General features: G+C 62.5%; 30 protein-coding genes and 1 pseudogene. 19 read left to right on the top strand and 12 right to left on the bottom strand.

What is annotated here, in order from left to right; genetic code table 11:
- The first annotated feature begins 78 nt into the window (after window positions 1-78).
- Genes acnA through ACSQ89_RS35715 form a run of 3 tightly spaced genes read left to right on the top strand, consistent with a single transcriptional unit; the run spans window position 79 to window position 4,397 of the window.
- Window positions 79-2,730: an aconitate hydratase AcnA gene (gene acnA / locus ACSQ89_RS35725; RefSeq protein ID WP_436295618.1), complete on the top strand. Its 2,652-nt coding sequence runs from the start codon at window positions 79-81 to the stop codon at window positions 2,728-2,730.
- 17 nt (window positions 2,731-2,747) lie between these two features.
- Window positions 2,748-3,644: a GntR family transcriptional regulator gene (locus tag ACSQ89_RS35720; RefSeq protein WP_436295598.1), complete on the top strand. Its 897-nt coding sequence runs from the start codon at window positions 2,748-2,750 to the stop codon at window positions 3,642-3,644.
- Window positions 3,645-3,659: 15 nt separating this feature from the next.
- On the top strand, window positions 3,660-4,397 hold the full coding sequence (locus tag ACSQ89_RS35715) for an ABC transporter substrate-binding protein (protein ID WP_436295597.1): 738 nt from the start codon (window positions 3,660-3,662) through the stop codon (window positions 4,395-4,397).
- Window positions 4,398-4,859: 462 nt separating this feature from the next.
- Here ACSQ89_RS35715 and ACSQ89_RS35710 read toward each other — a convergent pair whose 3' ends face one another.
- Window positions 4,860-5,012 (bottom strand): hypothetical protein, encoded by a 153-nt coding sequence (locus tag ACSQ89_RS35710; RefSeq protein ID WP_436295596.1) that lies wholly within the window; start codon window positions 5,010-5,012, stop codon window positions 4,860-4,862.
- Between the two features lie 2 nt (window positions 5,013-5,014).
- On the opposite strand from ACSQ89_RS35710, the gene ACSQ89_RS35705 reads away from it, so the two are divergent.
- Together ACSQ89_RS35705 and ACSQ89_RS35700 are read left to right on the top strand one after the other, a co-directional pair.
- A complete protein-coding gene (locus ACSQ89_RS35705; protein WP_436295595.1) occupies window positions 5,015-5,266 on the top strand; it encodes a hypothetical protein in 252 nt (83 codons plus the stop codon).
- A gap of 5 nt (window positions 5,267-5,271) precedes the next feature.
- Complete coding sequence (locus tag ACSQ89_RS35700) at window positions 5,272-5,535, top strand: GDCCVxC domain-containing (seleno)protein (protein WP_436296943.1); 264 nt, start codon at window positions 5,272-5,274, stop codon at window positions 5,533-5,535.
- Here ACSQ89_RS35700 and ACSQ89_RS35695 read toward each other — a convergent pair.
- A complete protein-coding gene (locus tag ACSQ89_RS35695; RefSeq protein ID WP_093110928.1) occupies window positions 5,490-6,428 on the bottom strand; it encodes a LysR substrate-binding domain-containing protein in 939 nt (312 codons plus the stop codon). The two genes, ACSQ89_RS35700 and ACSQ89_RS35695, sit on opposite strands and share 46 nt — an antisense overlap.
- A gap of 97 nt (window positions 6,429-6,525) precedes the next feature.
- Here ACSQ89_RS35695 and ACSQ89_RS35690 point away from each other — a divergent pair, with 97 nt between their 5' ends.
- The 7 genes from ACSQ89_RS35690 to ACSQ89_RS35660 all read left to right on the top strand — a co-directional run bounded on the left by ACSQ89_RS35690 (window position 6,526) and on the right by ACSQ89_RS35660 (window position 12,011).
- On the top strand, window positions 6,526-6,978 hold the full coding sequence (locus tag ACSQ89_RS35690) for a hypothetical protein (RefSeq protein WP_436295592.1): 453 nt from the start codon (window positions 6,526-6,528) through the stop codon (window positions 6,976-6,978).
- A 105-nt stretch (window positions 6,979-7,083) separates the two neighbouring features.
- On the top strand, window positions 7,084-8,238 hold the full coding sequence (locus ACSQ89_RS35685; protein WP_436295591.1) for a trans-sulfuration enzyme family protein: 1,155 nt from the start codon (window positions 7,084-7,086) through the stop codon (window positions 8,236-8,238).
- A gap of 22 nt (window positions 8,239-8,260) precedes the next feature.
- Window positions 8,261-9,163, top strand: coding sequence for a transporter substrate-binding domain-containing protein (locus ACSQ89_RS35680; protein ID WP_436296942.1), 903 nt, complete (start codon window positions 8,261-8,263; stop codon window positions 9,161-9,163).
- Window positions 9,164-9,200: 37 nt separating this feature from the next.
- The gene (locus ACSQ89_RS35675) at window positions 9,201-9,938 is read left to right on the top strand and encodes an amino acid ABC transporter permease (protein ID WP_436295590.1); all 738 of its coding nucleotides are present in this window, start codon (window positions 9,201-9,203) and stop codon (window positions 9,936-9,938) included.
- On the top strand, window positions 9,938-10,627 hold the full coding sequence (locus ACSQ89_RS35670; protein ID WP_093110938.1) for an amino acid ABC transporter permease: 690 nt from the start codon (window positions 9,938-9,940) through the stop codon (window positions 10,625-10,627). The genes ACSQ89_RS35675 and ACSQ89_RS35670 overlap by 1 nt, the downstream gene beginning before the upstream one ends.
- Window positions 10,628-10,765: 138 nt before the next feature.
- On the top strand, window positions 10,766-11,281 hold the full coding sequence (locus ACSQ89_RS35665; RefSeq protein WP_436295589.1) for a cupredoxin domain-containing protein: 516 nt from the start codon (window positions 10,766-10,768) through the stop codon (window positions 11,279-11,281).
- 415 nt (window positions 11,282-11,696) lie between these two features.
- Window positions 11,697-12,011, top strand: a complete 315-nt coding sequence (locus tag ACSQ89_RS35660; RefSeq protein WP_436295588.1) for a helix-turn-helix domain-containing protein — start codon at window positions 11,697-11,699, stop codon at window positions 12,009-12,011.
- Window positions 12,012-12,149: 138 nt separating this feature from the next.
- On the opposite strand, the gene ACSQ89_RS35655 is transcribed toward ACSQ89_RS35660, so the two are convergent.
- The 4 genes and pseudogenes from ACSQ89_RS35655 to ACSQ89_RS35640 form a co-directional block, all read right to left on the bottom strand.
- Window positions 12,150-12,989 carry a phosphate ABC transporter substrate-binding protein gene (locus ACSQ89_RS35655; protein WP_436295587.1) on the bottom strand — a complete coding sequence of 280 codons (840 nt, stop codon included), beginning with the start codon at window positions 12,987-12,989 and terminating at the stop codon, window positions 12,150-12,152.
- A 169-nt stretch (window positions 12,990-13,158) separates the two neighbouring features.
- A pseudogene (locus ACSQ89_RS35650) lies at window positions 13,159-13,485 on the bottom strand (DDE-type integrase/transposase/recombinase); the annotation flags it as partial.
- Window positions 13,486-13,553: 68 nt separating this feature from the next.
- Window positions 13,554-14,525 (bottom strand): JmjC domain-containing protein, encoded by a 972-nt coding sequence (locus tag ACSQ89_RS35645; RefSeq protein WP_436297277.1) that lies wholly within the window; start codon window positions 14,523-14,525, stop codon window positions 13,554-13,556.
- Window positions 14,526-14,794: 269 nt separating this feature from the next.
- On the bottom strand, window positions 14,795-15,166 hold the full coding sequence (locus ACSQ89_RS35640) for a hypothetical protein (protein ID WP_436295585.1): 372 nt from the start codon (window positions 15,164-15,166) through the stop codon (window positions 14,795-14,797).
- A 555-nt stretch (window positions 15,167-15,721) separates the two neighbouring features.
- On the opposite strand from ACSQ89_RS35640, the gene ACSQ89_RS35635 reads away from it, so the two are divergent.
- Window positions 15,722-16,153 carry a LuxR C-terminal-related transcriptional regulator gene (locus ACSQ89_RS35635; RefSeq protein WP_436296941.1) on the top strand — a complete coding sequence of 144 codons (432 nt, stop codon included), beginning with the start codon at window positions 15,722-15,724 and terminating at the stop codon, window positions 16,151-16,153.
- A 62-nt stretch (window positions 16,154-16,215) separates the two neighbouring features.
- Here the strand turns inward: ACSQ89_RS35635 and ACSQ89_RS35630 are convergent, their stop codons facing one another.
- Both ACSQ89_RS35630 and ACSQ89_RS35625 read right to left on the bottom strand, forming a co-directional pair.
- Entirely contained in the window at window positions 16,216-17,241 is a 1,026-nt protein-coding gene (locus tag ACSQ89_RS35630) for a lysyl oxidase family protein (protein WP_436295583.1), read from the bottom strand.
- A 181-nt stretch (window positions 17,242-17,422) separates the two neighbouring features.
- Window positions 17,423-17,908, bottom strand: a complete 486-nt coding sequence (locus tag ACSQ89_RS35625; RefSeq protein ID WP_436295582.1) for a hypothetical protein — start codon at window positions 17,906-17,908, stop codon at window positions 17,423-17,425.
- A 394-nt stretch (window positions 17,909-18,302) separates the two neighbouring features.
- Here ACSQ89_RS35625 and ACSQ89_RS35620 point away from each other — a divergent pair, with 394 nt between their 5' ends.
- The 5 genes from ACSQ89_RS35620 (at window position 18,303) to ACSQ89_RS35600 (ending at window position 21,414) form a co-directional block, all read left to right on the top strand.
- Window positions 18,303-18,749, top strand: coding sequence for a hypothetical protein (locus ACSQ89_RS35620; RefSeq protein WP_436295581.1), 447 nt, complete (start codon window positions 18,303-18,305; stop codon window positions 18,747-18,749).
- A gap of 125 nt (window positions 18,750-18,874) precedes the next feature.
- Window positions 18,875-19,303 (top strand): VOC family protein, encoded by a 429-nt coding sequence (locus ACSQ89_RS35615; RefSeq protein ID WP_436295616.1) that lies wholly within the window; start codon window positions 18,875-18,877, stop codon window positions 19,301-19,303.
- Window positions 19,304-19,450: 147 nt separating this feature from the next.
- On the top strand, window positions 19,451-19,903 hold the full coding sequence (locus ACSQ89_RS35610; protein ID WP_093110950.1) for a hypothetical protein: 453 nt from the start codon (window positions 19,451-19,453) through the stop codon (window positions 19,901-19,903).
- 102 nt (window positions 19,904-20,005) lie between these two features.
- Entirely contained in the window at window positions 20,006-20,611 is a 606-nt protein-coding gene (locus tag ACSQ89_RS35605; RefSeq protein ID WP_093110952.1) for a class I SAM-dependent methyltransferase, read from the top strand.
- 440 nt (window positions 20,612-21,051) lie between these two features.
- Complete coding sequence (locus tag ACSQ89_RS35600) at window positions 21,052-21,414, top strand: GNAT family N-acetyltransferase (protein ID WP_436296940.1); 363 nt, start codon at window positions 21,052-21,054, stop codon at window positions 21,412-21,414.
- Window positions 21,415-21,675: 261 nt separating this feature from the next.
- Here the strand turns inward: ACSQ89_RS35600 and ACSQ89_RS35595 are convergent, their stop codons facing one another.
- The 4 genes from ACSQ89_RS35595 to ACSQ89_RS35580 form a co-directional block, all read right to left on the bottom strand.
- Window positions 21,676-22,488, bottom strand: a complete 813-nt coding sequence (locus ACSQ89_RS35595) for a class I SAM-dependent methyltransferase (protein WP_436295580.1) — start codon at window positions 22,486-22,488, stop codon at window positions 21,676-21,678.
- A gap of 461 nt (window positions 22,489-22,949) precedes the next feature.
- Window positions 22,950-23,258: a hypothetical protein gene (locus ACSQ89_RS35590; protein ID WP_436296939.1), complete on the bottom strand. Its 309-nt coding sequence runs from the start codon at window positions 23,256-23,258 to the stop codon at window positions 22,950-22,952.
- Window positions 23,224-23,751: a transporter substrate-binding domain-containing protein gene (locus ACSQ89_RS35585; RefSeq protein WP_436295862.1), complete on the bottom strand. Its 528-nt coding sequence runs from the start codon at window positions 23,749-23,751 to the stop codon at window positions 23,224-23,226. The genes ACSQ89_RS35590 and ACSQ89_RS35585 overlap by 35 nt, the downstream gene beginning before the upstream one ends.
- A gap of 267 nt (window positions 23,752-24,018) precedes the next feature.
- Window positions 24,019-24,231, bottom strand: coding sequence for a hypothetical protein (locus tag ACSQ89_RS35580; protein WP_436295863.1), 213 nt, complete (start codon window positions 24,229-24,231; stop codon window positions 24,019-24,021).
- Between the two features lie 418 nt (window positions 24,232-24,649).
- Here ACSQ89_RS35580 and ACSQ89_RS35575 point away from each other — a divergent pair, with 418 nt between their 5' ends.
- Window positions 24,650-25,804 (top strand): GTPase, encoded by a 1,155-nt coding sequence (locus ACSQ89_RS35575; protein ID WP_436295864.1) that lies wholly within the window; start codon window positions 24,650-24,652, stop codon window positions 25,802-25,804.
- Window positions 25,805-26,198: the final 394 nt, after the last annotated feature.

Genomic DNA, 26,198 nt, shown 5'->3' with positions numbered 1-26,198 from the left:
CGAGATGCACGACAGCTAACGGCAGCTGAGGGTTTGCACTGAATTGCATTTTAGGTGTTAGAAATGCAAAATAAGCTCATGGAAAACACTGATGCGACTCCGGTGCGGCAAGTTGCCGTCGCCGACAACAGCTACAGCGCTGTCGACCTGAAGACGTTGTGCGGCACGAAGCTGAGCGAGTTGCCCGTGGTCCTCAGGCTCTTGCTGGAAAACGTCGCGCGCAATATGGAAGGCTCTGAGAAAGCGTCTGCTGTGGCGGCGCTGCTGGCATGGACCGAGACGCGCACCAGCGACGCGGAGATTGCGTTCCAGCCAGGTCGCGTGCTCATGCACGACACGACCAGTACCCCAGCGCTTGTGGACCTGGCGGCCATGCGAAGCACCCTGGCCGAAGCCGGTGTGGATCCCTCAGTGCTCAATTCGAGCCTGCCGGTGGATGTCTCGGTCGATCACTCACTGGCAGTCGAAGCATTCGCGCGCCACGACGCGCCCGAACTGAACATGGCGTACGAGATACGGCGCAACGCCGAGCGGTATTCGTTCCTGCGCTGGGCTTCCAAGGTGCTGCGCGGTGTTCGCATCAACCCGCCGGGGACCGGGATCATGCACACGATCAACCTGGAGCAACTGGCGACGGTCGTCACGACTGAGGAGCGCAACGGTGCGGCCTGGCTCGTGCCGGACATGATGATCGGGACCGACAGCCACACGCCCATGGTCAATGGCATCGGCGTGCTCGGTTGGGGTGTCGGCGGCCTCGAGGCGCAAACCGTCATGTTCGGGATGCCGACGATGCTGCGCATTCCCGATGTGATCGGAGTGCGTTTGACGGGCAAGCTCCAGCCGGGCGTGCTGGCGACGGACCTGGCCCTCACGGTGACGCAGCGCCTGCGCGCCATCGGCGTCTCCGGCGAGTTCGTCGAGTTCTACGGCCCAGGTGTCAGCACCCTCACCGCAGGAGACCGCAGCGTCGTCGCCAACATGGCGCCGGAATACGGCGCCACGACCGGGTTCTTTCCGGTCGACCAACACACCCTGGACTACCTGAAGGCCACCGGTCGCTCATCGACGCACATTGACAAAGTGAAAGCGCTCACGCAGGCGGTCGGACTGTGGTTCGACCCGACCTGCGAGGCGAACTACACGCGGGCCATCCACATCGACCTCGACGCGGTCGGCATGCACGTGGCAGGCCCACGCCGGCCGCAGGACCTGCTCGGCTTCGGGGAGACAAGGGCAACGCTCGCGGCACTGAACTTTCTGCCGGCAGTCGCGGACGACGTGATGCCGCGGCACCCGGTAGCGATCGCCGCCATCACAAGCTGTACCAACACCTCCGACCCGCGTCTGCTGATCGCAGCGGGCCTGGTTGCCCGCAAGGCACGGGCCCTGGGCCTGAAAGTGCCGCCATGGGTCAAGACGTCGATGGGGCCGGGTTCGCCGGCGGCGGCGTCCTACCTTGAGCGCGCCGGACTCACGCAAGACCTGGCGGCAGTGGGCTTCGACATCGTGGGCTACGGCTGCACCACGTGCATCGGCAACTCGGGCCAGCTGCCCGAAGTGATCCAGGACTCGATGGCCAGAGGCACCATCCACCCCGTCGCGGCGTTGTCGGGCAACCGCAATTTTCCGGGCCGTGTGCATCCGGATCTGGACCTGGGCTTCCTGATGTCGCCGCCGCTGGTGATTGCATTCGGGCTGGCAGGCGATGCAGAACGCGACTTGACGGTCGATCCGGTGCAAACGACCACCGATGGACGCCCGGTGCACCTGAAAGATCTTTGGCCGACCAGCGAAGAGATCGAGGAGCTGTTTCAGCGCTCTCAGGATCCGGCGGACTACCAGCGCGCATTTGCCATCGCGACCGGCAATCCGCTCTGGCACGGGCTGCAGGCGCCAGATACCGAGTTGTATCCATGGAACCCCGCATCGACTGCCCTGCGGCGCCCGCCCTTCGCGGCCCTGAGCGAAGGCAGCCTGCTTGGCCACTACAAGGCGTTCCCACTGCTGGTGGTCGGCGACGACATCACGACGGATCACATTTCACCGGCGAGCGCCATTCCGCGCGATAGCCTGGTCGCCGACTTCCTGGTGGCGTGCGGCGACGACCGGAACGATCTGAACGTGTTTGCATCGCGCCGTGGCAACTGGGAGGTGATGGTGCGGGCCGCCTTCCACAGCAAGACGCTCACGAACCTGCTGGCCCCCGGTGCGCCGGTCGCGCACACGCTGCACGTTCCGAGCGGCGATGTCATGCCGCTGTGGGATGCCGCCCAGCGCTACAAGGCAGCCGGTGAATCCGTGGTTCTGGTGGCGGGCGAGCGGTATGGAACAGGCTCTTCCAGAGACTGGGCCGCCAAGGGCCAGCGGCTCCTGGGAATCCGGGCTGTGCTTGCGAACAGCTTCGAGAGGATCCACCGCTCGAACTTGATCGGCATGGGGGTGCTTCCTTTGCGCCTGCCGGCAGGAACGACACCGTTCACGGTGAAGCTCAAGGCAGGAGACCGGCTGGAAGTCGATGCCGACCCTGCAGCGATCGCGCCGCGCGGAGCGGTCGCCGTGCTGCTTCACCGAGCGGACGGGAACGTGGAGCGACTGGAGGCGACAGCCGCGGTCGAAACCCAGCTGGAGGTCGAGCTGTTGCGCGCGGGCGGCGTGATTCCGTCGACATTGCGCAAGATGGTGGACAAGCACGCCAAGGGGATTGCTCCAGCGTCGGCAACAAACTGATCGGACAATCCGTGTCCATGCGGCCCGAACAATCCATTCCCTCGCAGATCCTGGATCTCATCAAGGCGGATGCCTTGCCCGCGGGCAGTCATCTGCCCGCGCAACTGCTCGCCGACCGGCTGCGCGTCTCGCGTTCTCCTGTCAACGATGCCTTGTCGCTGCTCGCTGAAAAAGGAATCCTGCAGCGCCAACCCAACCGAGGCTACTTCCTGGTCCAACCCATCAGCGAAACCGTCAGCGCGCTGGCGGACCGCCTGGGGCTGGACGAGTCGGACGTCGTCACGCAGATCTACTTTCGGATCGCGGACGATCGTCTCCGGGGTGCTCTGCCGGACGAATTCTCCGAAGCGCTGATCAAGCAGCGCTACGGCCTGACGCCCGCGCAACTGAACGCTGTACTGGGCCGCATCGCGAACGAAGGCTGGGCTGAGAAGAAGCCGGGCTACGGATGGGCGTTTTCTTCGATGCTGACCACGGCCGACAGTCTGCTGCAGTCATACCGCCTTCGCCTCGCACTCGAGCCGGCCGCCTTGCTCGAGCCCAACTACCGTCTTCCATCTCACGTCATCGAGCGCTGCCGCGCTGCAGAAAAGCATCTTCTCGAAGGCGGGATCGAGACCGATACAGCGGACCAGCTCCACGATCGCGGCGTGCGCTTCCACGAATCGCTGGTCGAAGGGTCCGGCAATGCATTCTTCATCGACACGATCCGGCGCGTGAACCGCGTGAGGCGCCTCTTGTCGTACCGATCGATGCAGGATCGCAGCCGCTACAAGGAACACTGCCAGCAGCACCTGCATCTGCTCGATCTTCTGGAGCGCGGGCGCAACGAAGAAGCATCGAAGGCCATGCACGAACACCTCTCCAGCACGCTGCGCAACTTCAAGAAGATCAGCAGCATTCTCAAACCCTGAGCTCACCGCACCTGAATGAACCTCGATCGAGAAGTCATCAAAGCCCTCGCGCCGACCGGCGTGCTGCGCGCCTCCATCAACCTCGGCAATCCCATCCTCGCCAACACCAGCAAGTCGACTGGCGAGCCGGAAGGCGTTTCGATCGACTTGGCACGCGCCTTTGCGCAACGCCTGGGCGTGGACGTCGAACTCGTCGTCTTCGACGCGGCCGGCAAGTCGGTGCAGGCGGTTGCCAGCGAGCAGGCCGACATCGGCTTCTTCGCCATCGATCCGGTGCGCGGCGCGGAAATCGCTTTCAGCGCAGCCTACGTCCTGATCGAGGGTAGCTATCTCGTGCGAGAAGAATCCCCGCTGCTGCACAACGACGAGGTTGACCGCGACGGGTGCCTGGTAGCCGTAGGAAAGGGGAGTGCCTATGACCTCTTCCTCACGCGCGAACTGAAGCATGCGCACATCGTCAGGGCGCCGACCTCGCCCACCGTTGTTCAAACCTTCCTCGAGCAGGAACTGGATGTGGCCGCCGGCGTGAAGCAGCAGCTGGATTCGGACTGCCGCAAGCATGCCGGACTGCGCCTGCTACCCGGTCGCTTCATGGTGATTCGGCAAGCCATGGGTGTGCCGAAAACAAGAGGAGCGGGCGCCGCACGTGCACTTCACGCTTTCGTCGAAGAGATGAAGGACAGCGGATCCGTCGCCGACGCATTGCAACGTCACAGCATTGAGGGCGCCTCAGTTGCGCCGAATGAGGCATAGAGCCCCTCTTCAACCAATCGCGTTGATCCGCTGCTCGTTGACCTATGTCTGCTTGCAGTCCCACAACGGCTGTTCGATCCGTCACATAGCCGCCCTTCAGGGCCGTGGACACTGACGTACGCTTGGTGGTCGATCTGGAATGCCTCAAGGTCGGCGAGGATCTTGCCGATAGCTGCTGTGCGGGTTTTCTTCATGCGCTCACCTTGTTCTTTCGTGGAAACGTGAGCTGCCGGTCTGCCGCGCCAACGCCACCGCTACTCTTCTTCCGCCCACTTGGCGCTCGCCGTTCTATTCGTGTGCTCTCTCTGCGTCGAGTCTGCGTCACAAGGTGCGGGCGGAGGCGGTGCGCGGCATCTTCACGTCCATGGTCGAGTTGCAGTTGTTGCCCGGAACCTTGCCGACCGCCTCCTGCATCGCCGCCACGAGGTCGGCGTTGCTGCGGCCCGGGTCGGGCCATTGGTCTTATTGGTCTCGCGGCTTCAGCATCATGAAGTTGTCCGCGACGTTCGGTGGCATCGGGTCGGTCGCGATCTCGGCCGTGCCGAGCTTCGCGAACACCGTGTCGACCTCGGGGAAGCCCTCGAGCTGCCATCGCGATCTGCCCGGGGTGCACACCGGTGCTGATCGTGCTGCTCGGCGTCGTGGCCGGCATCGGTTCGCCGGTCTGGGGCGCGTTGCTACTGCTGGCCTTCGCGCTCGGGCGCGCGGTGCCGATCGCATTGGGTGCCAGCGCCATGGGGTGGCTGGAACTCCGACTTCTTGCGCGCTACCAGCGCGCATTCGACATCGTCGGCGGAATCGCGCTCGTTCTCATAGGCCTGTACATGCTCAATGCGTACTTCTTCGTCGTGCCAGAGCTCGCCATCTGATCCCCATGAGCCCAGTAGTGCTCGAGTCCGTGCTGAGGTGCCAAAGCTGCGGTCATGCCAGGCAAGAGATCATGCCGGCCAACGCCTGCCTGTTCTTCTACGAGTGCGAGCACTGCAAAACGCTGCTGTGCCCACTGCCGGGCGACTGTTGCGTCTACTGCTCGTTCGGATCGGTGAAGTGCCCGCCGGTGCAAGCGCAGCAAGCTTGTTGTGGACAAGCGAGCTATCGCTTTGAGCCTGGTTTCAAGAAGACGGACAGTGCCTTCTGATCTTCCGCGAGTTGGATTCTCATAAGTTGCAGGACGCGCAGCGCAACGCTCGACAGGGGTTGCCCCGGTGGCAGCACCAGCAGTCCGGCGAAAGACACGTCAAGCGACAGGGGGCGGATGACCAGCCCCCGCTGGGCATACTCGAGGGCAGTGATCGGATTGACGACGCCGATGCCCAGCCCACGCATGGCCATTTCGCAAACGCTCGCCGCGTACGGGGTTTCGACAACCACGCTCAGGCCGACATCGCAATCCGCCAGCGCGCGCTCCAGGCGCCGTCGCGAGGCGTCCTCGGGGTTGAGCGCGAGGAACGGCTCTTCCGCGAGCTGGCGCGGCTGGATGGTCTTGACGTTGACCAAGCGGTGCTTCGCGTGCATCACCACAACGCCGGGAAAGCGTGCGAACTCGGAATGTTCCAGGCCCGTCGTCGGCATCTCATCGGCCATCAACCCGAAGTCGACCTGGCGCCCCAGAACGGCCTCGTGCACCTCTCGCGAACTGAGCACCTGCAGCGAGATCTGAGGCCGGGCTTCGGAGTCCCGTCGCTCGGCGACAAGCCGGGATAGCACTCGCGGGACAAAGGTCAGTCCGAATGCCGGATAGACCGCGACGCGCAGGGTGTTCACCCCGAAACGCTTCAGGCTGCGCATGCGGTGCTCGATGCTGTCCAGGCCGACGAAAACGCGCTCGACCTCGAGCAACAACGCCTGGGCTTCGGGCGTCGCATGCAGGCGGCCTCGAAGCCGGCGGAACAGGGCAAAGCCGGCGGCTTCCTCGAGCCTGCGCAACGACTGGCTGACGGCGGGCTGCGTGACACCCATGAGCGCGGCGGCCTTGCTGGCAGACCCTACCGACATCACGGAGCGGAACACCTCGATTTCCCGGAGCAACATATAACAACGACTTATGGAGAGAGAATTTCAGGCGTGATTCAGATTATCACCACGGCCATAGAGTCGGTAGCTTCAGCCACCCCCTTGGAGAAGCGCCATGAAACTTCAGACCATCCTGGCAGTGACTGCCCTGGCTCTTGCCGTGCCCGCCTGGGCGCACGACTTTTCGTCCGACATCGCCAAGTTCAACAGCATCGCAGCGACCAAGAAGCTCGACAGCGAACCGGCCTTCGCCGCGAAGCTCGCACTAGAGCGCGCGCAAGGAGAGATGGAGCAGTCGGACGTGAAGATGGTGTTGCGCATCCGCTCGATGACCAACGCGGGCCTGCGCACGCTGGGGGAACAACCCGCCTTTCTGACCAGCGAGTTCAAACGCCTGGAAGCCGCGCTGGCCAATCCCAAGACGAATGACGCCACCAAGGTCGCCGCAGCGAAGGAGATCTTCGCCCGGTTGGCGATCGAGATGCGGGTGTACACCGATCTGGAAAACATGGCCGTCGAGCAGATGAAGCAAGCCTTGCAGCTCATCGAATCCGCGCCTGGCAAATGAGCTCAGCAGCACTGCCCGCCGTGGCAAGAACGACGTCATCGCCTGCAAGCCAACTTCAGAGCAGGGCGCAAATCCTGCATCTGTGGAACTGACCAACCTTCCATCGTGAACTCACAAACTCCAACCAACGACGCGTTTGCCAGTCTGGTCCCGCCGGTGTGGCGCGCCTCGACGGTCGTCTTCGATTCGCTCGACGATTTCGTGCACCGGCGCAGCCGCATGCCGGACGGCTTCAGCTACGGGACCACCGGTACGCCAACGCAGCGCGCACTCGAGGTGCGCATCGCCGAGCTGGATGGCGCCGCGCATTGCGTCGTCTTCCCTTCAGGGCAGGCGGCCATCTGCAGCACGCTTCTGGCTCTGCTCAAAAAGGGCGATCACCTTCTGATGACCGACGCCGCTTACGGCCTCGCCAAATCGTTCGCCGTTGAGCGGCTGCAAGCGCTCGGCGTCGAGGTCGAGTTCTACAGGCCGCGCATCGGCGCGGACATCGAACGGCTGATCCGACCGACAACGCGGCTCATCTGGCTGGAGTCGCCAGGGACGGTGACGATGGAGCTGGAAGACGTCCCGGCCATCACCGCCATCGCCCGTGCCCACGGTGTGGTGACGGCCATCGACAACACCTGGGCGAGTCCGCTGGGCTTCTCTGCACTGGCGCACGATGTGGACCTGTGCATCCACGCTTGCACCAAATACATGGGTGGCCATTCGGACGTGCTGATGGGTAGCGTCGCCACCAACGACGAGCGCCTGTACCGATCCCTGCGAGGTCTTCAATCGCTGATGGGACTGGCCGTCAGCGCGGAGGACTGTTTCCTCGTGTCGCGCGGATTGGACACGATGCAGGTGCGGATGGAGTGCCAGGCAGCCAGCGCGCAAATGATCGCCGCCCGGCTCTCGGCGCACCCATTGGTCCGCCAGATGCTCTTTCCTGCTTTGCCCGGCGCACCGGACCATGCCACGTGGGCCCGTGATTTCAAGTTGTCGGGATGCCTGATGTCGCTGCAGCTTGTGGACTCGCCTTATGAGGCCTACCGCACGCTATTCCGGGAGCTGAAACTATTCTCCATCGGCGCGAGCTGGGGTGGCGTGCGCAGCATCGCGGCCTTCTACCCGGCGGAAGAGCTGGCCAAACGCAATTTCAGTGACGTGCGCGGCCCGGTGATTCGCCTGTCCGTCGGCTTGCAGGATCCGCACGAGCTGCTCGACGAGCTGCTGGGCGCCCTGAACGCCTTCGAAACCAGTTTCAAACTTTAGTCCAAGACATTTGGAGCCCGCGATGACTTTCAAGCCGATGATCAAAACCCATATTGCCGCGGCCGGCCTCGCGCTGTGCGCTGGCGTGGCCGCGCAGTCGCTGGATGGCACGCTCAAGAAAATCAAGGACACCGGAACCATCACTGTGGCGACTCGCGGTGCATCCATTCCGTTCAATTACCTGGACGACAACAACAAGCAGACGGGCTTCGCCTGGGACATCTCGCAGCGCGTGGTCGAGCAGGTGAAGAAAGATCTGAAACTCGCGAGGCTGGAGGTCAAGACCCTGGAGGTCACTCCGCAGACGCGCATTCCTCTGGTGGCCAACCAGACTGTCGACCTGGAGTGTAGTTCCACCACCAACAACGTCGAGCGACAGAACCAGGTTTCGTTCTCGACCACCTTCTTCGTCGTCGGAGCGCGCCTGCTCGTGCGCAAGAACTCCGGCATCAAACACTGGTCCGATCTCGTCGGCAAGAATGTCGTCGTCAGCGCAGGAACAACCGCCGAGCGCATGCTGCGCCGCCTCAACGAGCAGAACAAGTGGGGCATCAACATCATCCTGGCCAAGGACATCAACGAGAACTTCCTGACGGTTGAAACCGGACGGGCGGTGGCGGCCACGCAGGACGACATCATTCTCTTCAGCAACATCGCTCGCGCCAGGAATCCGGCGGACTGGGAAGTGGTGGGCGTGCCCCAGCAGAAGGAGGCCTATGGCTGCATGCTGCGAAAGGGCGATGTCGCCATCAAGAAGCTCGTCGACAACGTGATCGTGGGGATGATGCGCTCGGGAGAGTTCGCGTCGCTGTACGACAAATACTTCCTCAAGCCGATCGCCGTCAAGGGAAGCGTCACCGTCAACTTCCCGATGTCGCCGGAGATGCAGCAACTCATTCGCAACCCGAACGACCAGCCGTTGTGATCGCCCGGCGACGAAATCTCATGAACTGCCTCACGCGATGCACTACGCCTGGGATTGGCTGATCTTCTTCAAGCCCTCGGTCACCGGGGAGGGCCTGTACGGCCTGATGCTTGTGCGTGGATTGTTGTGGACGGTGCTCCTGTCGTTGATGGCCTGGACGCTTGCGCTAGGTCTCGGCCTGGCCGCCGGCGTGGCGAGGACGCTGCCCAATCGTCCCGCGCGCTACCTGTCCACGGTGTACATCCACTGCTTCCGCAACACGCCACTGCTGGTCCAGCTGTTTCTCTGGTACTTCGTCGTGCCGGAAATGTTGCCCATCGAATGGGGCAATGCGGTCAAGCAGATGAATCCGACGACCAACCAGTTCCTCACGGTGCTGGTCGGACTGACGCTCTACACGGCCGCGAAGGCGGCCGAGCAGGTGCGCGCAGGCATCGAATCGGTGCCACCCAGCCAGAAGCAAGCGGCCATGGCGCTCGGGCTGGGGACCACAGCAGCCTACCGGCATGTAATCCTGCCGCAGGCACTGCGCATCGTCATCCCGCCGCTGACCTCGGACTTTCTGAACGTGTTCAAGAACTCGGCCGTGGCGCTCACCGTCGGGCTTATGGAGTTGACCGGGCAGACGCGCCAGCTCAGTGAGTTCAGCGCCCATCCTTTCGAGGCCTTCATCGCCGCGACGGTCATCTACATGGCGATCACCTACGGCGTGATCGTGCTGATGCGCCGTATCGAGATTCGGGTGCGCGTGCCGGGCCTACTGGGAGGCGCCTGATGGGTTACGACTTCGACTGGGCGTCCTTGCAACGCGCCTGGCCGTACCTGATGCAGGGCCTGCAGATGACCGCCTTCCTCGTGGTGGTCGCCATGGCAGCGGGCATCGGCCTCGGAACCCTGCTGGCAATCACCCGCATTTTCGCGCCGCGTCCGATCGCGACCGCCGTTGCCGGCTATGTGAACCTGTTCCGCTCGATTCCGCTCATTCTCACGATCCTGTGGATCTACTTCCTGATGCCCGTGGTGCTCAGAATCGCCACAGGCGATCCAAACCTTACTGTTGGACCGATCTATGCGGCGCTGGTGGCGTTCGTACTCGCGGAGTCCGCTTACTACTGCGAGATCATCCGCGCCGGCATCGGCAGCGTCCGCGCGGGGCAGATGCAGGCGGGCCAGTCGCTGGGCATGACGCCCTGGCAGACCTTGCGCCACGTCATCCTGCCCCAGGCGTTTCGCAACATGACGCCCTCGCTGATCAATCAGACCATTGCCCTGCTCAAGGACACCTCGCTCGTCTACGTGATCAGCCTGAACGACTTTCTCGGGGCGGCGACCAAGGTGGGACAGCGCGACGGGCGCGTTGTCGAGGTCTACATCCTCGTTGCCGTCGTCTACTTGGCACTGTGCACGGCAGGTGCCTGGTGGGTTACCTGGCTGCAACGGCGCAAGGCCGCGCCGGCGCTTTGAATGAACTTCATGATCGAAATCAACGACGTCTCGAAGTGGTACGGCTAGTTTCCGGTGCTGCAGGACTTCCTCTCCAAAATCTCGCAGCATTGAATTGATGGCCTAAGTTCGCTGCACTGTTTCAACCCAAGGAACCACATGAAATCGATCAAGGCATTGATGCTGGCCAGCACGCTGGCGCTCTCTGGCGTTGCATTTGCGCATGGTGATGAAGACCACAGCGAGCCGTCCGGTCCGATCAGAAAGGAGCAGAAGGATTGGGGAATCGCGGGAGACGCTCGAGCGGCGAAGCGAACTCTGACATTCAAGATGACGGACGACATGCATTTCACCCCTGACCGCATCCAGGTGAAGCAGGGCGAGACGGTCAGGATTTCCATCAAGAACGATGGGAAGTTGATGCACGAGTTCGTCATGGGTACGAAAAAGGAACTCGACGAGCACGCAGCGCTCATGGTGAAGTTTCCCAGCATGGCGCACGACGAGCCTTATATGGCACACGTTGCTCCCGGCAAGACGGGCGAGATCGTCTGGACCTTCAACCGGGCCGGCGATTTCGACTTCGCCTGCCTCGTGGCGGACCATCATGAAGCCGGCATGGTCGGTAAGGTCAAGGTTGTGGCTTCCTCCAGTGCCAAACCGAGTCCGCCCTAAGCTTTGCCCTCACGTTAGACCTCTCGAAGAAGGCGACGACGTCGCGACGAGGGCCTGGCCGACGGACGAGCTCGACTTGTTCTGCGACCGGGCATGCCCCGCTCACAGAGCGGCACGCGACTCACCGGTGTGGTCCAACGATCTCCCGGCGCTGATGCGTCCAGACGGAACGTCTTCAGAACCCGGAAGCGGGGGACGTTATCGAAGGCACTGGTGGTCTGCGCAAGCTGCGACACGGCGATGCCCGGCGGGGCAAGGGAAAGAGCGGCGGCCTGCGGGTCATCTACTACTGGTGGGATGGCGGCTCGCAATTCTGGCTGTTCACTCTCTATGACAAGGATGAGGCGACCGACTTGAGGCCCGACGAAAAGAAGGCGATCAAGAGCATGCTGAAACGCGAACTGGAGTCCAGAAAATGACGAAGCGAAACCTCTTTACCGAGATTTCTGAGGGCTTCGAGGCCCTCGCAGAGCATCGCGCCGGCAAGCGCACGCTGCGCACGCATGAAGTTCAGGACATGCCGGCGCCAGCGATCGCGGCGAGCGAGTTGATCGCCCTGCGCGAAAGCCTCCATTTGTCCCGTCCTGTATTCGCCCGCTACTTGCGCACCAATCCGAGGACGCTGGAGAACTGGGAACAGGGCCGCGCCAGGCCGAATGCGCAGGCTGCACTTTTGATCCGTCTTGTCCAGCGCTTCCCTGATATGGTGGATCGGCTCGCATCCGTTTGAGTCTTGTCGATAAACGATGGCTGATGTCCGTCGCCGGCCACAAGCCGACATTTCGCTACGTCGGCAATGCCGTCAGCCCGTCAAGCGCCCTCCTGTTCAGTGTTTGAAGCTGGCCCAGTTGTCAGCGCTTGCTTGCCTTTAACGCAAAGGGACGGCACCGTTGGCGAGGATGACGCGATCTCCGTCCGGGCTGAGCAAGAAGTCGAGGAACTTCCTCGTCGAGCCAACTGGCTCGCCCTTGACGACAAACAGAAAATCGCGGGTCAGAAAATAGCGGCCGCTCTTCACGTTTGCGATCGTCGGTGCCACGCCATTGAGTGAAAGGGCTTTGACCTTGCCCCCGCTTTGTTCCACTACGGTCATGCTGGTCATGCCCAGCGCGTGTGGAGTCTCCGCAAGTGCCTTCGCCATGTCGCCTCCGCGAGGCATCACCTTTGCTGTCGCAACCTCCTTCAGGTCCTTGAAGCAATCGATCTTTGTTCGAATCACTTCAGGGTCCACTTCTGCTGGGGGGCGCGTCAGCACTGCGACGAGACTATCGCTGCCACCCAAAGGACGCCAATTGTCGATCTTGCCGCCATAGACTTCGCAGGCTTGGATCTCGCTGACGTTGGCGATCGGGACAGTCTCGTTGACTGCGAAGACAACCGCGCCCTTTGCGGCCTCAAAGACTCTCAGATCGCCCGCGCGCACATCCTCGGGCTTGATGCCGTGGCTAGCGAGGGCAATCTGAATCTTCCCTTCTGCCAGCGCTTTGAGGCGTGCGCCTGTGCCGAGCCCTATCCCGACTTCGATCTGCGCGTCTGGGACCTGCTGGCGGTAAGCGCTCGCAAGGGCCCTCGCGAGCGGGAGCATTCCAGTCGAACCATCAAGAATGATCTTTTCCTGCGCCCGTGCCGGCAGCAGCACGAGTGCAAGCGGAACAACTATGGCCAAAGCAAGTGCCCTCGACCGCAGCACAGATCCGATGGTTGACATGATCTTCTCCGGTTCGGTGTGAACCGCATTCAACATGAATGTGAGCCCACGGCTTGACGCGAGCTGCTCGCTCGACCGAGCGGGTTCAGAGCCATTGTCACACCTTGCCCGCTCCGCAGCGAACTGCGAAGGTAGGGGGGGATCGGAGAAGGTGGTGTGGCTCTGGAGCGACCTGGCCCTTCTCCCAGCCTGAAGCCGGGTTGCAGAACTCGGCCTCGAACAGGTAGTGGCTCACGAGGGCGCTGAAACGCGCGTTGACGTCGCGCTCCTTGCCGCGACGCACACGGTCCACGGCCGTCTTCATGTTGTCGTGGATGCCGCGCCGGGGCACGCCGCCGAGCACCTCGAAGGCGCGGTTGTGCACATCGAACAGCATCTCGTGGGTCTGCAGCGGGTAGGCACGCACGACGAACGCGCGGCTGTGGCCGAGCTTGAAGTGCGCCACCCGTAGCTTGGTGCGCTCGCCGGCGATCACGGCCCAGTCCTCGCTCCAGTCGGTTTTCACGCTTCACCGCCAACTGGGCGCTGATGGTTGAGCTCGACACCACCTTGCCGAAGCCGATCCTAGAAGGAGCCTGGCGGCGCCTTTGCTTGGAGCTTGACGCCGCGCAACGGGGCGATCATCCGTGACAGCGAAGAACGGGCCATGCCAACGAACATGCCCACTGGCGCCTTGAGCGCGTCCGCGGCGGCCGATTCGCCGGGGAATGCGGGTGACATCTGCATCTTCCGCATGAGCCTGTTGACCTGATGGACACACGCCATCCTGCGCGTCACCGAGGTGTAGAAGGTAACTCCGATCGAGATCGAGACGCCGTCCCCAGACCGCGCCCAGCCAGGGCCGGAACTCGTCATGTGCGGTGAAGTGCTCGGGAAATAGACGCCGTCGCCCGGCTGGGTCTCGAACTGGTGGCTGCGCTGGCGAAACTCTTCCTTGAAGCGGACTTTTCTCAGCGAATGGCCGACGATGAAATCCTCCACGGCTTCGGCCGACACCACGACCCGATCCGTGTGGTCCCATACGTTCATGGTCTTGCGGCCATGCAACTGAAGCCAGAAATTGTTCTCGCGGTCGATGTGGAAAGGGGTCACCGAAGGCGGCGCCGAAATGAATGCGAAGCCATTGACATTGAAGATGCCAGGCTGCTCGCGCTCGACATAGGGCCGCATGGTGTCGACGATGCTGGCGAGCAAGTCCGCGTAGCGAGGAATGACCTCGATGTTGTAGAGGGCGACCCAAGAGCCAGGCTCCTCGATGTGTCGAAACACTTCGTCGATGCCACGGCCGTCAGGATGCTCGCTGTCGTGCGTGAAACTGGAAGCCTGCGAGATGCCTGGCCGGATGAACCGGCACTTTTTGAAGGGGACGAGCTCCTTTGCCAGCTGTGCGAGTTCAGCCACTTGAAAGAGCGGGTGTTCGTGGAAATTGTGACGCAACGCCGCGATCTTGTTCACAGAAAAGCGATCGGAGTCGTCCGTCCACACGCGGCAACTCTTGGTCTGCTCCCCACTCAAACTGCTGTTGCTGTTGTTCATGTCCACGAACGCTCTTACTGTTGTGTCGTACAAGTTGATGGTGCCCGCAACAGGTCCGCGATACCCTGGGTGTTTGAAGGTCGGGGCCTCGTCTTGCCCGGACACCTCGTCAATCGCGATGGCTTCATCCGTGCCGGCCCTTCCTTGCGTGGGTCAGCTTCCTTCGCTCGTGGTCGAGCACGGTACTGCCCGTCACGATTCGCCGCGACACCGTAGCGTTCAACCGCTCATCTGCAGACGTTTGCCTTTGAGTCAAGACGTAGGCGCCCCTAACTCGCAATGAGGACGCGAACAAGAACGACGAGGAACCCAACAGCAACGAGGGCGGTGACCGCCGTCGTCACGAGGTCGGGCGATCCGTCGTCCGCGTTCTGTCTTGTCGACGTGGCGTAGGCGTGAGGTGTTGACGCGGCCGTGTCAAAAGCGGTGCTGAACGGGCTGTAGAGCGCGCCGCCATGGCTTACCAAGCCAGACTCGTCGGCCTGGAGATCGACGCCGACTGATTGTTCGATCGGGACGACATCGACGGAGGACGGCTTTTGAGCTTCGGCTGCGGACAGCGGTGCACCCGCGGTTGCCGACAGGGCTGCCAGGCAAATACCTGCAAGCGCTAGGCGCGCTCCACGTTGTCTAAGCACCACGACGGCGTCCTTGCTGCAGTTGGTATCGTCACGATGTCAGTTTTTGGTTTTGGGCGCCATTCCACAAAAGGGGAACACGTGCAACCGGTGGGTAAGCGCGGCCCGTCGCCCTCGATCGCTGTGGCCCTTCGCAGCCGCATCCTCAACTCACGGTCTCGGCCACATGTCGACCCGGGACAACGTGTAGCTCTTGCGGGTTGCTTCCGCACTCTCGAGGGCCGCTACCTCGGGTCGCGCTCGAACTCGTCCCTTGATGCCTTCAATGGCGCTAGCTAGTACACAGCACCCATGCGCCTTCATGACAAAGCGCCTATGGAGCGACGGGGACTTGCGGCGTAGCCTCGTCTCCATGATATGGATCCCGCGTGTTCATCGGGGTCGAGGTCTTGCGACGAACGAAGGAACCACTGAACATTTTGAAGGACTGGCATGCTTTTACCGAGAGAGGGGCACGATGAACGGAGAGAAAGCAGCACGCCTCAGTTGCCGCGTCCAATCACGGTCATGATCGCGTCAGACCGCCAAGCGTTGCTTCTGGCAAAGATGGCGAGGCTGATGCACGAGCCGGGAATCGAATTGCACGCCGAGTCGCTCACTGACCCAGCGCGCCTGGGCTACAGCATTGAGCAGAAGTCGCCAGCTGTCCTGCTGCTCGACAAGGCCATGCTAGGCCGCCTGGATGGTGAGTCCATTCAAACGATACGCGCGCTGGCGAACGCAATTGCGGACCTGCTGTCGGCCTCCCCCTGCATCGTCGCAGCCAAGCCACTCCATTCGACACGCAGCAGCACCACGCTCACGCACCGCGAGCAACAGATCGTCGACCTGCTGCGCTGCGGGTGCACCAACAAGGAAATCGCCAACCAGCTGGGGGTCATGGAGGACACGGTCAAGAAGCACTTGCAAAGCGTGTTTCGCAAGCTCGGGGTGCGCCGACGCGCCTTGGTAGCGCTGCGTCCGCATCCCGCGGCCTCGAGCTGCAACTGAGGATGCAATGACCTGGACGCCTCGTGCGCAGATCCGTCCTGCGCACCTCTTGTTGCCATTCCTTATTCCGTCACAGTAAATGCCTTGGGCAGCACTCCACCCGGACCGACACGAACATCCCATACCGGGTTGCGGCCACCACGTTTCTTGAACGGCACCGTCACCGTGGCAGTGATCATGTCGAGCGTCGAGGTATCGCTGGCCAAGCGGACATTGCTCGCGATCGGTCGCGGACCATTGCCGCCCTCGAAGGTCACCGTCATGCCGTCGCTGAATCCATAGCCCGTGATGGTGACCTGAACGGACGTTCCGGCCTGTGCCGTGTTCGGAGTGATCGACACCGCCGTTGAACAGCTTCCGCTGCTGTCCAGCACGGTGACCGTGCTCGGCTTCTTGATATCCAAGAGAACACAGGAGACGTTGTCGTTCTCTTCGGATTCGATGATGACCTTCTTCGGATCGATCTCGATCTTCAGCTGATAGATGCCATCCGCGTTGCCCGTGAAGTCGATCTCTTGACCGGCGAGATGGCTTCCGTAGGTGTCGCCCCAGCCGACGGACATGCCTTGAATAGACCGGCCGCAGGTGTTGTACACCGCTTGCCCGGGCGCCCCGGGCAACGTCGTGTCCATCTTGGTGGTGTCCATCACGCAGAAGGTCATCTTGCTTCCGGTTCGCACTGAGCCGCCCGGAGCGTTGACGGGTTGCAGCGTGTACAGCGCATAGTCGTCGAAGTGGAAGTGGCTGTGGGCGGGGTGCCACTCGAAGTAGCCTGCGAGACGGAGAAACGATGTGCCATCGCTCAGGAAGACGCGCTGAAACACTTGCTGCTTACCCGACCCTGTGTCGACGGATCCTGCCTCGAGTTGAAGCGGCCCGGTTCCGTTGTTCCAACTCGTCGTGCTGAAGCGCAAGATGGAGCTAGCGGACGCGTCGGCTACGAGCGAGAGGCTCGAAGCGGGCAGAGGTTTCAGGTTGGGCGGCCGGTCAACCACCGTCTGAGCCATCGCACTGCTGGCAAGCGCCACAACACAAGCCGCCAGCGAGCCAAAGGCGACCGACCGAAAGTGGGAAGGGTTCGTGCTCATCGGCGCGGCTTTCCAGGTTATGAGAGACAAGTCTTCGTTGGGGCTCGGACCCGCAAGTCGAGCTATTCGTCATGCACTCGACACGCCAGTCTCCGACGCAGCGTGCGGCGCGGATGGCGGGCAACCGCGCGAATCGGAGGGAGTTCCCCCTCCCTCCGAGCGCGCGCGAGATCGAAATCGGCTACTTGCAGATCTCCTTCTTCGGGTCGCACGGGGGCGGCTCTTTGGTCTCGCAGCTGAAGTCGGACAGCACCAGCCTGCCAGGCAGGTTCGTCGAGGCACTGAGCAGTGTGCCAGCACCCGTGCAGTTGAAATGCTGGGTGCTCTGGAGCACCTTCGAGGGACTGACGCTGCAGGAATTCCCCGATGACCAGGTCGCGCTGAGCGTGCCGGCGCCGGCGCCTCCCGTCTGGTTGTTGACGAAGTGCCAGGTGCCCGTGGAGTCCCCGCAAGACTGCCCGCTCAGGTTTTCGAGTTGCGCAGCCAGTGCCGTTCCGGCGTAAACACCCAGAGCCACTACGACCGGCCTCAGCCAATACCGCTTCTTCATGCTTGTCTCCTCGTGGACTTCCGTCATGTCGGCCACCTTCGATTTGCCGCGCCTGAGCGGGACGATGACGCCATGACGGAACAATCGACAGCTGGTGCGGCTGTCACGCGTGGTCACCAAAGGTCGCCCTCACCAGATCCTGTATGCGAATCTGCAGTTGGCATCGTCACGATGTCAGCTTTTAGTACTAGGCGCCATTCCACGAAAGGGGAACAGCGTGCAACCCCGGGCGATGGCTGTCAGCATCTGAAAGTTCGTCGCTGCCAGATGAAGTTGGGGCAGGCCGCGCCGGGCGCCTCAGCCTGACTGACTCGCCAAAGCTTCCTTCGACACTGTCAGATCCGGCTGCAGCAGAGCGGACCTTCGAACCCGGACCCCGAACTGGAGCTGTCGGCCAAAGCCGAACCTCTGAGGTCGCCTTCCAGTTCACCCCATCCGACACGCCCCCAATGGCCACCGGCGCCCACCCCAAATGAATGTCGCTAGCTTGATGCCGCACTTCGGAAGCACCTTGAATTCCGTCCCTTTGCTGGAAGCGTTGCGGGAACTGAGCATCGAGCCATCCGAAGAGGTGTCATTGCCAGACGGTGACTACATTGCCTACGTGGAGCGCCCTGCCGCCGGTGTCTCATTTGTGTTTACCGACGAAGCCATGTTCTTGGGCAAGGGCGAGCAGGCCATCGGAACCGGGCCTCTCTTCTTTACCGGCATCTTCTTCTATGCGGAAGGAGTGGACGGCTATTCACAGTACGGCCATGAGCTACCTGGCGGCCTAGACTTTTCTGACCGCCCCTCATCATTGATACGTCGGCTGGGCGAGCCCGAATGGTCGCGATGGCTCGACGGGTCAGTCTTGGCAGACCGATGGCAGTTGGACGGGCGAAAGCTCCACGTTTCCTACTCGGACGACGGGCAAATTCGCGTCGTCACCTACTTCGTACCCAACATCGAAGGGTGACCGAGAGCGGCTACAGTCGGCCAGGGGCCGACATTCACCATGGGTCCTACGTGAAACGTCTCGACGTTCTCACGCCCGCCGGACACGCCGTGTGCAAACTGGCGCAAAGTCAAAGGAGCGTATGCATGGAAACACAGGAGTTGCACCGCGGGCGTCTGATCGATCACATCCAGCTCGTGGTGAGCGATCTTGCCGCGAGTCAAGCTTTCTACAAGGCTGTCTTCGAGGTGCTGAAGATTCCGATGGGTGGTGCTGGCGAGGACTATTTCTGGGTCGATGAGCTTTTCGTGTCGACCGCCGACAGCAAAGCCGCTCAGGGCCAGTTGACCGGGCGCCACCACCTGGCTTTCCAGTCCCAGGACAAAGCGATGGTCGATGCGTTCTACAAGGCCGCGCTCGCGCATGGCGGCACGGACAACGGAGCACCCGGCGAGCGGCAGTATCACCCCGGCTACTACGCCTGCTTCGTGCTCGACCCCGACGGCAACAACATCGAGGCCGTGTTCCACGGCGAGGCCCGGCGTAGCGCGCCCTCGGTCAAGGTAACGTTCTGATCCTGCGCATGGCACGCGGGCTATGCAAGTGCAAAGGCGGATCCTGCGGCGCGAACTACTGCCCTGCGACCGACCAGCCCGCTTGTTCGACCACAACATAGCTTGGGGCGGCGAACAGCCGTGACCGGCCAATAAGAGACCTTCAAGATGTCCCTCGAATCGACGCTAAAAATACTCACTGCGATGGGCGCAGTGGTTGCCTTCTGCTGGGGCGCATACCAGTTCCTCCTTACACAACGCGGCCAAGCTGAAACGCGAAGAGTCGAGGCCACAAGGCCGTTTCTTGACAGACAACTGAAGCTTTACACTGATGCCACTCAGGCTGCTTCGACGATGGCAACATCAAAATCACCGGAGGAGGTAGCCGCAGCGAGGAGCAGATTCCTCCTGCTGTTTTGGGGAGAACTTGTGATGGTGGAAGACCGCCACGTCGAATCGGCGATGGTGGAGTTCAGGGACGCGCTCAACGCAGGCAAGAAGGGACCAGAGCTCGAACAATTGTCGCTGCGACTCGCGCGCGCATGTCGTGATTCCTTGGCCGAATCATGGGGCGTCAAGCAGTGGCAAGACCCGCACAACGCGCCAGAGCCCGGAAAGTAAGTCAGAATCCGGGCCACAAGCTGCCGTTCGGGGCCGCCACAGCCGGAAGGTCCGGCCTTTGTCTGTCTAGTAACATTACAGCGCCTGACGAGTAGTGTGAATATGCAATCAGCCGGTGCCGCCACCTTCGACGAAGCCTATTACCAGCGCTACTACTTCGACAAGAAGACCAAAGTGGTGGACCCCCAGCACGTCGAGCGGTTGGGCGCGTTTGTCTGCGCCTACCTGCGATACCTGCGCGTGCCCATAAGGCGAGTGCTGGACGTGGGTTGCGGCATCGGGCTCTGGCGTGACATCGTGGCGCGGCAATTCCCCTTGGCCAGTTACCACGGAGTGGAGTTCAGCGAATACCTGTGCGGGCGCTACGGGTGGGAGCGCGGCTCGGTGGTGGATTACCAAGTCAGGAAGCCCTTTGACTTCGTCATCTGCCAGGGCGTGCTGCCTTATCTCAGCCCGCCAGATGTGAAGCGCGCTCTGCGCAACCTGAGCCTACTGAGTCAGGGCGCCCTGTATGTGGAGGCCGTGACGCGCGAGGACTACGCGCGCGACATCGTGGATGAGGACGTGACCGACCCGCACATCTTTCGCCACCGCGCCGAGGTGTACCGGCACGGGCTGTCGCGGCATTTTCAGGAGGTGGGCGGCGGCGTGTGGCTGAGCCGGCAAGCCGAGGTGCCACTGTTCTCACTGGAGTACGTAGCAGAGTGACGTCTCCCCCCGGAAAGCCCTCCAGGCAAAAGTGCGACTGTGTCGGGCTGTCCGCGCCGAATCAAATCTGAGCCATAAGTGGCTCAGTTTTCGGTCGGCGCCAACACTGAAGCCGTCCAAAATTGAAGCAGGTGCCTCGCTCGTCGGGCTCTGGATGTCCAAACGGTCTCACGCTAACCTCGGTATGGGATTTTGGATATTGCCCTTTGGTGCAACGCACCACTGGTTCGTTCGGACATTTCCGCCAGCCGCCGGGAACGACTTGCGGCTTCAGCGGGGAAGGCAGAATGCAGCCAGAAGTCGCCACCTGAGGAGCCCATGGATTTTCAGATTCGACCTGCGACGGTTGACGACGCAACCGCCGCCTGCAGTGTCATTCGAAGCTCGATCCTCGAGTGCTGCAGCGAGGACCATCGCGGCGATGCCAAGGTGCTCGAAGGGTGGCTGTGCTGTGCAATAAGACGCCTGACTTCGTGCGCATGCTTGTCCTTGCACCAACCGCGTTTTCGGTCGTCGCCATCGTCAATTCGGCGGTGGTGGGGCTCGGCTCTGCGTCGCGGACCGGTGAGCTGACGCTTTGCTATGTCACCCCGTCTGTGCGCTTTGCCGGCGTGGGCAAGGCGCTACTCGCAGCTGTCGAGGACCACTCAGCTCGGACGGGCCTGAAGGCCCTGCGTCTGGAAAGCACACGCACGGCGCGGGCGCTCTATGTCCGCAACGGATTCGTGCCGGAGGGCCTTCCAGTTTCAGCGTTTGGCATAAAGGGCCATCCCATGCGAAAGCAGCTCGGTCCGATTGGCTAGGGTGCGAGAGGTTTCCTCGGAAGGCAGAATGCGGCCCAGTTCCAGTCGCTGGCCACAGGCGGCTTCCTGGCATCTCACTAGGCCATAGTTGCCGCGATGAAGCACCTGCGTCGACTGCATGCCTCGAGAACACAAGCTCGGGGAATTTCGTCTTGGCGGGCTGCTTTCTGGTGCGCACGGGCAAAGGCACACAGCGCCTCGGATGCCCGCACTTACCGCAAATGCCGGTCGGGCCTGCAACAGCCTTGCGCCGGGACTCCGCTATCCCGCCGCCACGATCACATGCGCCTGAATCTTGCCGGCCACCGGGCCTTCGCCACGGCGGCTGGCGATCGCCTCCGTCGCGCGGTCCGTAGCGAGTTGAAGCAAGCTGGCGTCGCGCGCCTCGATTTCGTTGCGCAGCGGCGTTCCCTGGCAATAGGCGGTGGCAACGTCGCGTGCCGAGGACACGCGACTCACCTTCTCGTGCGTCTCGATCTCGATGTCGGTGAACCCTGCGCGGCTCAATTCCTCGCGGATCAGTGCGACATCGTGATAGCCGTGCGGCGTGCGGGCGAGGAATCGCGGAGGGTCGTGCGGAAACACCGCGGCGACGGCGTTGGTGACGTCGTCGGCAAAGGCGTTCTCTTCGATGCGGCCCCAGACATTGAAGACAAATCGCCCGCCTGGCCTCAGCACGCGACGCGCCTCGGCGTAGCCGGCGACCCGGTCGGGGAAAAACATCGCGCCGAACTGACAGCAAACGACGTCGAACGAGGCATCTTCGAACGGCAGGTCGAGCGCGTCCGCCTGTCGCCATTCGATACGGCTATCGGACCCCTGCCGGGTGGCGGCATAGTCGAGCATGGGTTGGTTGAGGTCGGTCACCACGTAGCGCGCGTCGGCGCTGATCTTTGGCGCAAGCGCCCGCGTGACCACGCCACTGCCGGCCGCAGTTTCAAGCACCGAACCGGGCGAGGAGGCAGCGACAAGCTCCGCCAGGTCGGCGGCATAGGCCTCGAAGATCAGGGGAACCATCAGCGTGTCGTAGAACTTCGGGATCGAGCCTGCGAACACCTTGTCGCTCTCAGCCATGGGATCTCCTTGAAAGCTCTGCACGGCGCCTTGACCCCCCATTTCAGAGCGGGTCAGGCCTCTCCAACGAGCCCGCTGCCTAGTTGGGCATTGGTGACGATGCGCTATGGTGGCCGCGCATGCCACCCTCGTCAACGTCGTCCTGCGGTCTCCTCCATCATGCTTGCCGGCTACTTTTGCCGGACATTCCCGCCCGAGTAAGGCGCCTCAGGCGCGTTCAGCCCAGGGATTCAGGGCGAATGGCTGCTGACTGGCGTCGAACGAATGCTTGCGTGGCAGCGCTGTCGCGGTGATGCTGCGAATGGCCGCTGTCGGGCGAGCAATCTCAGCCGCCGTATGGTCGAGATGGGCCCGAAGCCGTCCTTCGGCGAGTCGCACTTGGCGCCGCAAAACGGTCGTCCAACGGGGGGCTCGATGGTGTCGGCTGCCTGCTGTCCGCTGCTACACAACGTTGGAGAATGTCATTTCAATGGCGCGACGGCTACGCCATGCAGGCTGGCTCTATCGATTGCGGTCTTGACCAGGTGGACTGCTTTTGCATCCTCGACGATCTTGCCGACGTACGAAGCAGCGATGGGCTTGCGCCCCTTGGGCACGCGCATGCCGACTGGTTCGACGAGGAACCGGCCGTCGAGCACTCGCGAGCCCGGGTGACTGCCGGACCGCTCGAAGAGGGCTGACTTGGTCGCGGCGATGACGTCCGCCTGCGTCGATACGAACACAGCATCGAACAACTCATCGATACTCTTTGCGCGGACAAGCGTCGGCATTCTTCAGGGTGTTCGAATGGTACAGATCGGCGCCGGACTTTTCGAACACCGCAATTCGGACTCCGGGCTTGTCCACGTCCGCCATCGTGGAAATAGGTACGCCGGTGCGGACGAGATACCCCTGCTCGACTTCAAGGTAGGGCGCGGAAAATTCGATTGCAGCCGCGCGCTCCGCATTGATGCCCATCAGCGCGACATCCCATTCTGCGGACTCCGCTGCGCTGAGTATTGCTGCGGCGTTTGCATAGGGGACCGGCTCGAACGGCACGCCAACGCGGCGTGCCAGTTGCTTCCCGAGATCGACAGCCTGGCCTTTGAACTCGCCTGTCGCAGGGTCCTTGACCGCGTAGAGCGGGGCCGAGAGAAATGCCACCCGAAGCTTACCGGTCGGCGCCAGCGCATGTTGCGCTTCAGGGGTGGGTGTTTGCGTACTTGCACAGCCACCCAAAAGCGAAGCAAGTACGCCAATGATGGACCAGCGAGCAATACGCATAGCATCCTCCCCCGAACTCGAGTGGCTCACTAACCTGGATGTCCGGCAACAGACTCGCACCCCGCGGCTTGCACCGCCTCGGCACTCATGGGCCCCTTCACGAACTGGTCAATCAGCTCCTTGGGGATCGACGGCAACGCCGCCGCGGCGGCCGCTGCCGCCTTCGTCGTCTTCCTGCTTGGCATACATGCTCCTGGTCGTCATGCCATGCCTCGCACAAAAAATTACGGACAGGCTCGCGTTGCCGCAGCCAGTAGTCGCCCGCCCCTATTTCTTGGGGACCATGATGCCGAGCATCAGTTCCGTATTGAGCGAGGCCAATTGCTGCACCAGCCCCCACTGCTTCGTCATGAGAGCCACGAATTCAGGGTTGGCCGGTACAGCTCTGGCCGCGAGCGCCAGCTGCGACATCGACTGCGCGAGGCTCTGCTGCTCCGCATAGATTTTCTTCGCTGCTTCCGTGTACTCATCGAGCGTCATGCAATGTCTCCATGTGGTGGAGTCCAATCTTAGCCGCATGGAAGCTTGGGCGGACCGCCCCTCCGCGAATCCGTAGGCGCACGTCCGAAAGCGCACCTCCACCTCGAGCTCGAAACCCGATGGAGACGGGCTTTGTTGGTGTTGCGGCATGTCGTACCAGCTGCGCAAGACCTTCTCGCTCTCGGAAAGCGCGCCTTGATAGGTCAGAAACTGCTGGTGTCCCATTGTCTTCTCAGCGGCCTCTTCATAGAACTTGAGGGAGCGCTCTCGGAGTGAGTGAACCCCACCGGCATGCCGGGGCACTGCGGCGCCTCAACCTGAGCAGGACCAAACCGCTGACACCGAAGTGGACCGAACCCCGGCCCAGCACCGAAAGCGGGCGGACGCCGTACGGGTCCGGCTCCAGGCCCAGTGCCCATTGCATCGCGTCGATGAGCCAGATCAGCGTGACGAAACCGAAGGCGATCTTGAGGGCAAGGCGGAAGTGGGCTCGGGCCTGCTCGGAGCCTGCGTACGCCGGGTCGGGGGCCTGGAGCTGCACGAGGAACACAATAGAGGCGAGGACGCTGATATCGTGCCCGCGAATCTTTCGCCCGACTACAAGGCGGCCGAAGCCGCCTTCCGCAAGAGCCGCGACCCGTGCGACCGTATGGAGTGGTTGCGCGAGATGCTGCGCACGATTCCCAAGCACAAGGGCACCGAGCACCTGCAGGCAGATATCAAGGCCCGCATCAAGGGACTCACCGAACAGCTGGAAGGTGCTACGAAGGGCGCAGGGCACGGCGGCCCGGCGCTGGTGATCCGCCCCGAAGGCGCGGCGCAGATCGCGCTGATAGGGCCACCGAACGCAGGAAAGTCCTCGCTGCACGCGCGGCTGACGGGTTCCGCGGCGCACGTCGGTCTGTATCCGTTCACGACGCAGTACCCGGAAGCCGGGATGATGCCGCACGAGGATGTGCACTTCCAACTGATCGACCTGCCGCCGATCGCCCCGGAGCATCCTGTGCCATGGCTGGTCAACACCTTGCAGACGGCCGACGCGGCGCTGCTGGTCGTGGATCTGGGCGAGCCCTCGTGCATAGAGCAACTGCAGGCCGTGCGGTCAATGCTGGGGCAGCAGCGCGTGACGCTTACAGAGCGTCTGGAGGCGACCGCAGACGAGGACCCCTTCGCGCTGCGGCTGCCAACCCTAATGCTCGCGAACAAGGCGGATGGCATGGCCGACCTCGATGCGGAACTCCTCGCACTGCGCGAGCTGTCGGGCTCGCGCCTGCCGGTGTTCGCCGTTTCCGCGGCCACGGGTCACGGCCTGGGGGACATCGGCCCGTGGCTATTCCAGAACCTCGGCATCGTGCGCGTCTACACCAAGACTCCGGGGCATCCCGCCGACAAGCACCGGCCATTTACGCTTCGCCGCGGCCAGACTGTAGGCGACGTCGCGCGGCTGGTGCATCAGGATCTGGCGCGCTCGTTGCGCTACGCGCGCGTCTGGGGCAGGTCAGGGTTCGAAGGGCAGCAGGTCGGGCACGACCACTGCGTCGCGGATGGCGATATCGTCGAGCTGCACGCATGAGCCGTGTCAGCCCTTGATCCCGCCGTTCGCTACTCGTTTGCCATTCACTTGCTCGATATCTTCCCGAAGCCGGCTTCCGCCAGGGGCCGGTATGCCGGTAGCCACATTCCGCAGGATGGTCTGGCGAAGGTCATCCCTGCGGAGGAGCAATTCCCACCTGGCCCCTCACATCCTGGCTCTGGCTACTCAAAGCCGCCTTGCGACGAGGACGGCTCCTGGCCGGCTCCGCCCTTCGCCAAGGCGACAGATGGAGCCCAAAGCGGCTGTCTGATGGCAAGGTCAGGACGACGCGAAGCGGATGGATCGCGGGCAGGCGTGACTTGACCGACCGACCTTTTTTCCCCACGAGGGCAGAGCGCCGGAGTCTGTCAAGCCCCGCGCTGTTACTCGCATT

Source organism: Variovorax sp. LjRoot175, assembly GCF_964253805.1.
In the GTDB taxonomy this organism is placed as follows: Bacteria; Pseudomonadota; Gammaproteobacteria; order Burkholderiales; family Burkholderiaceae_C; genus Variovorax.
This window is presented reverse-complemented; position numbering and strand designations above follow the sequence as displayed.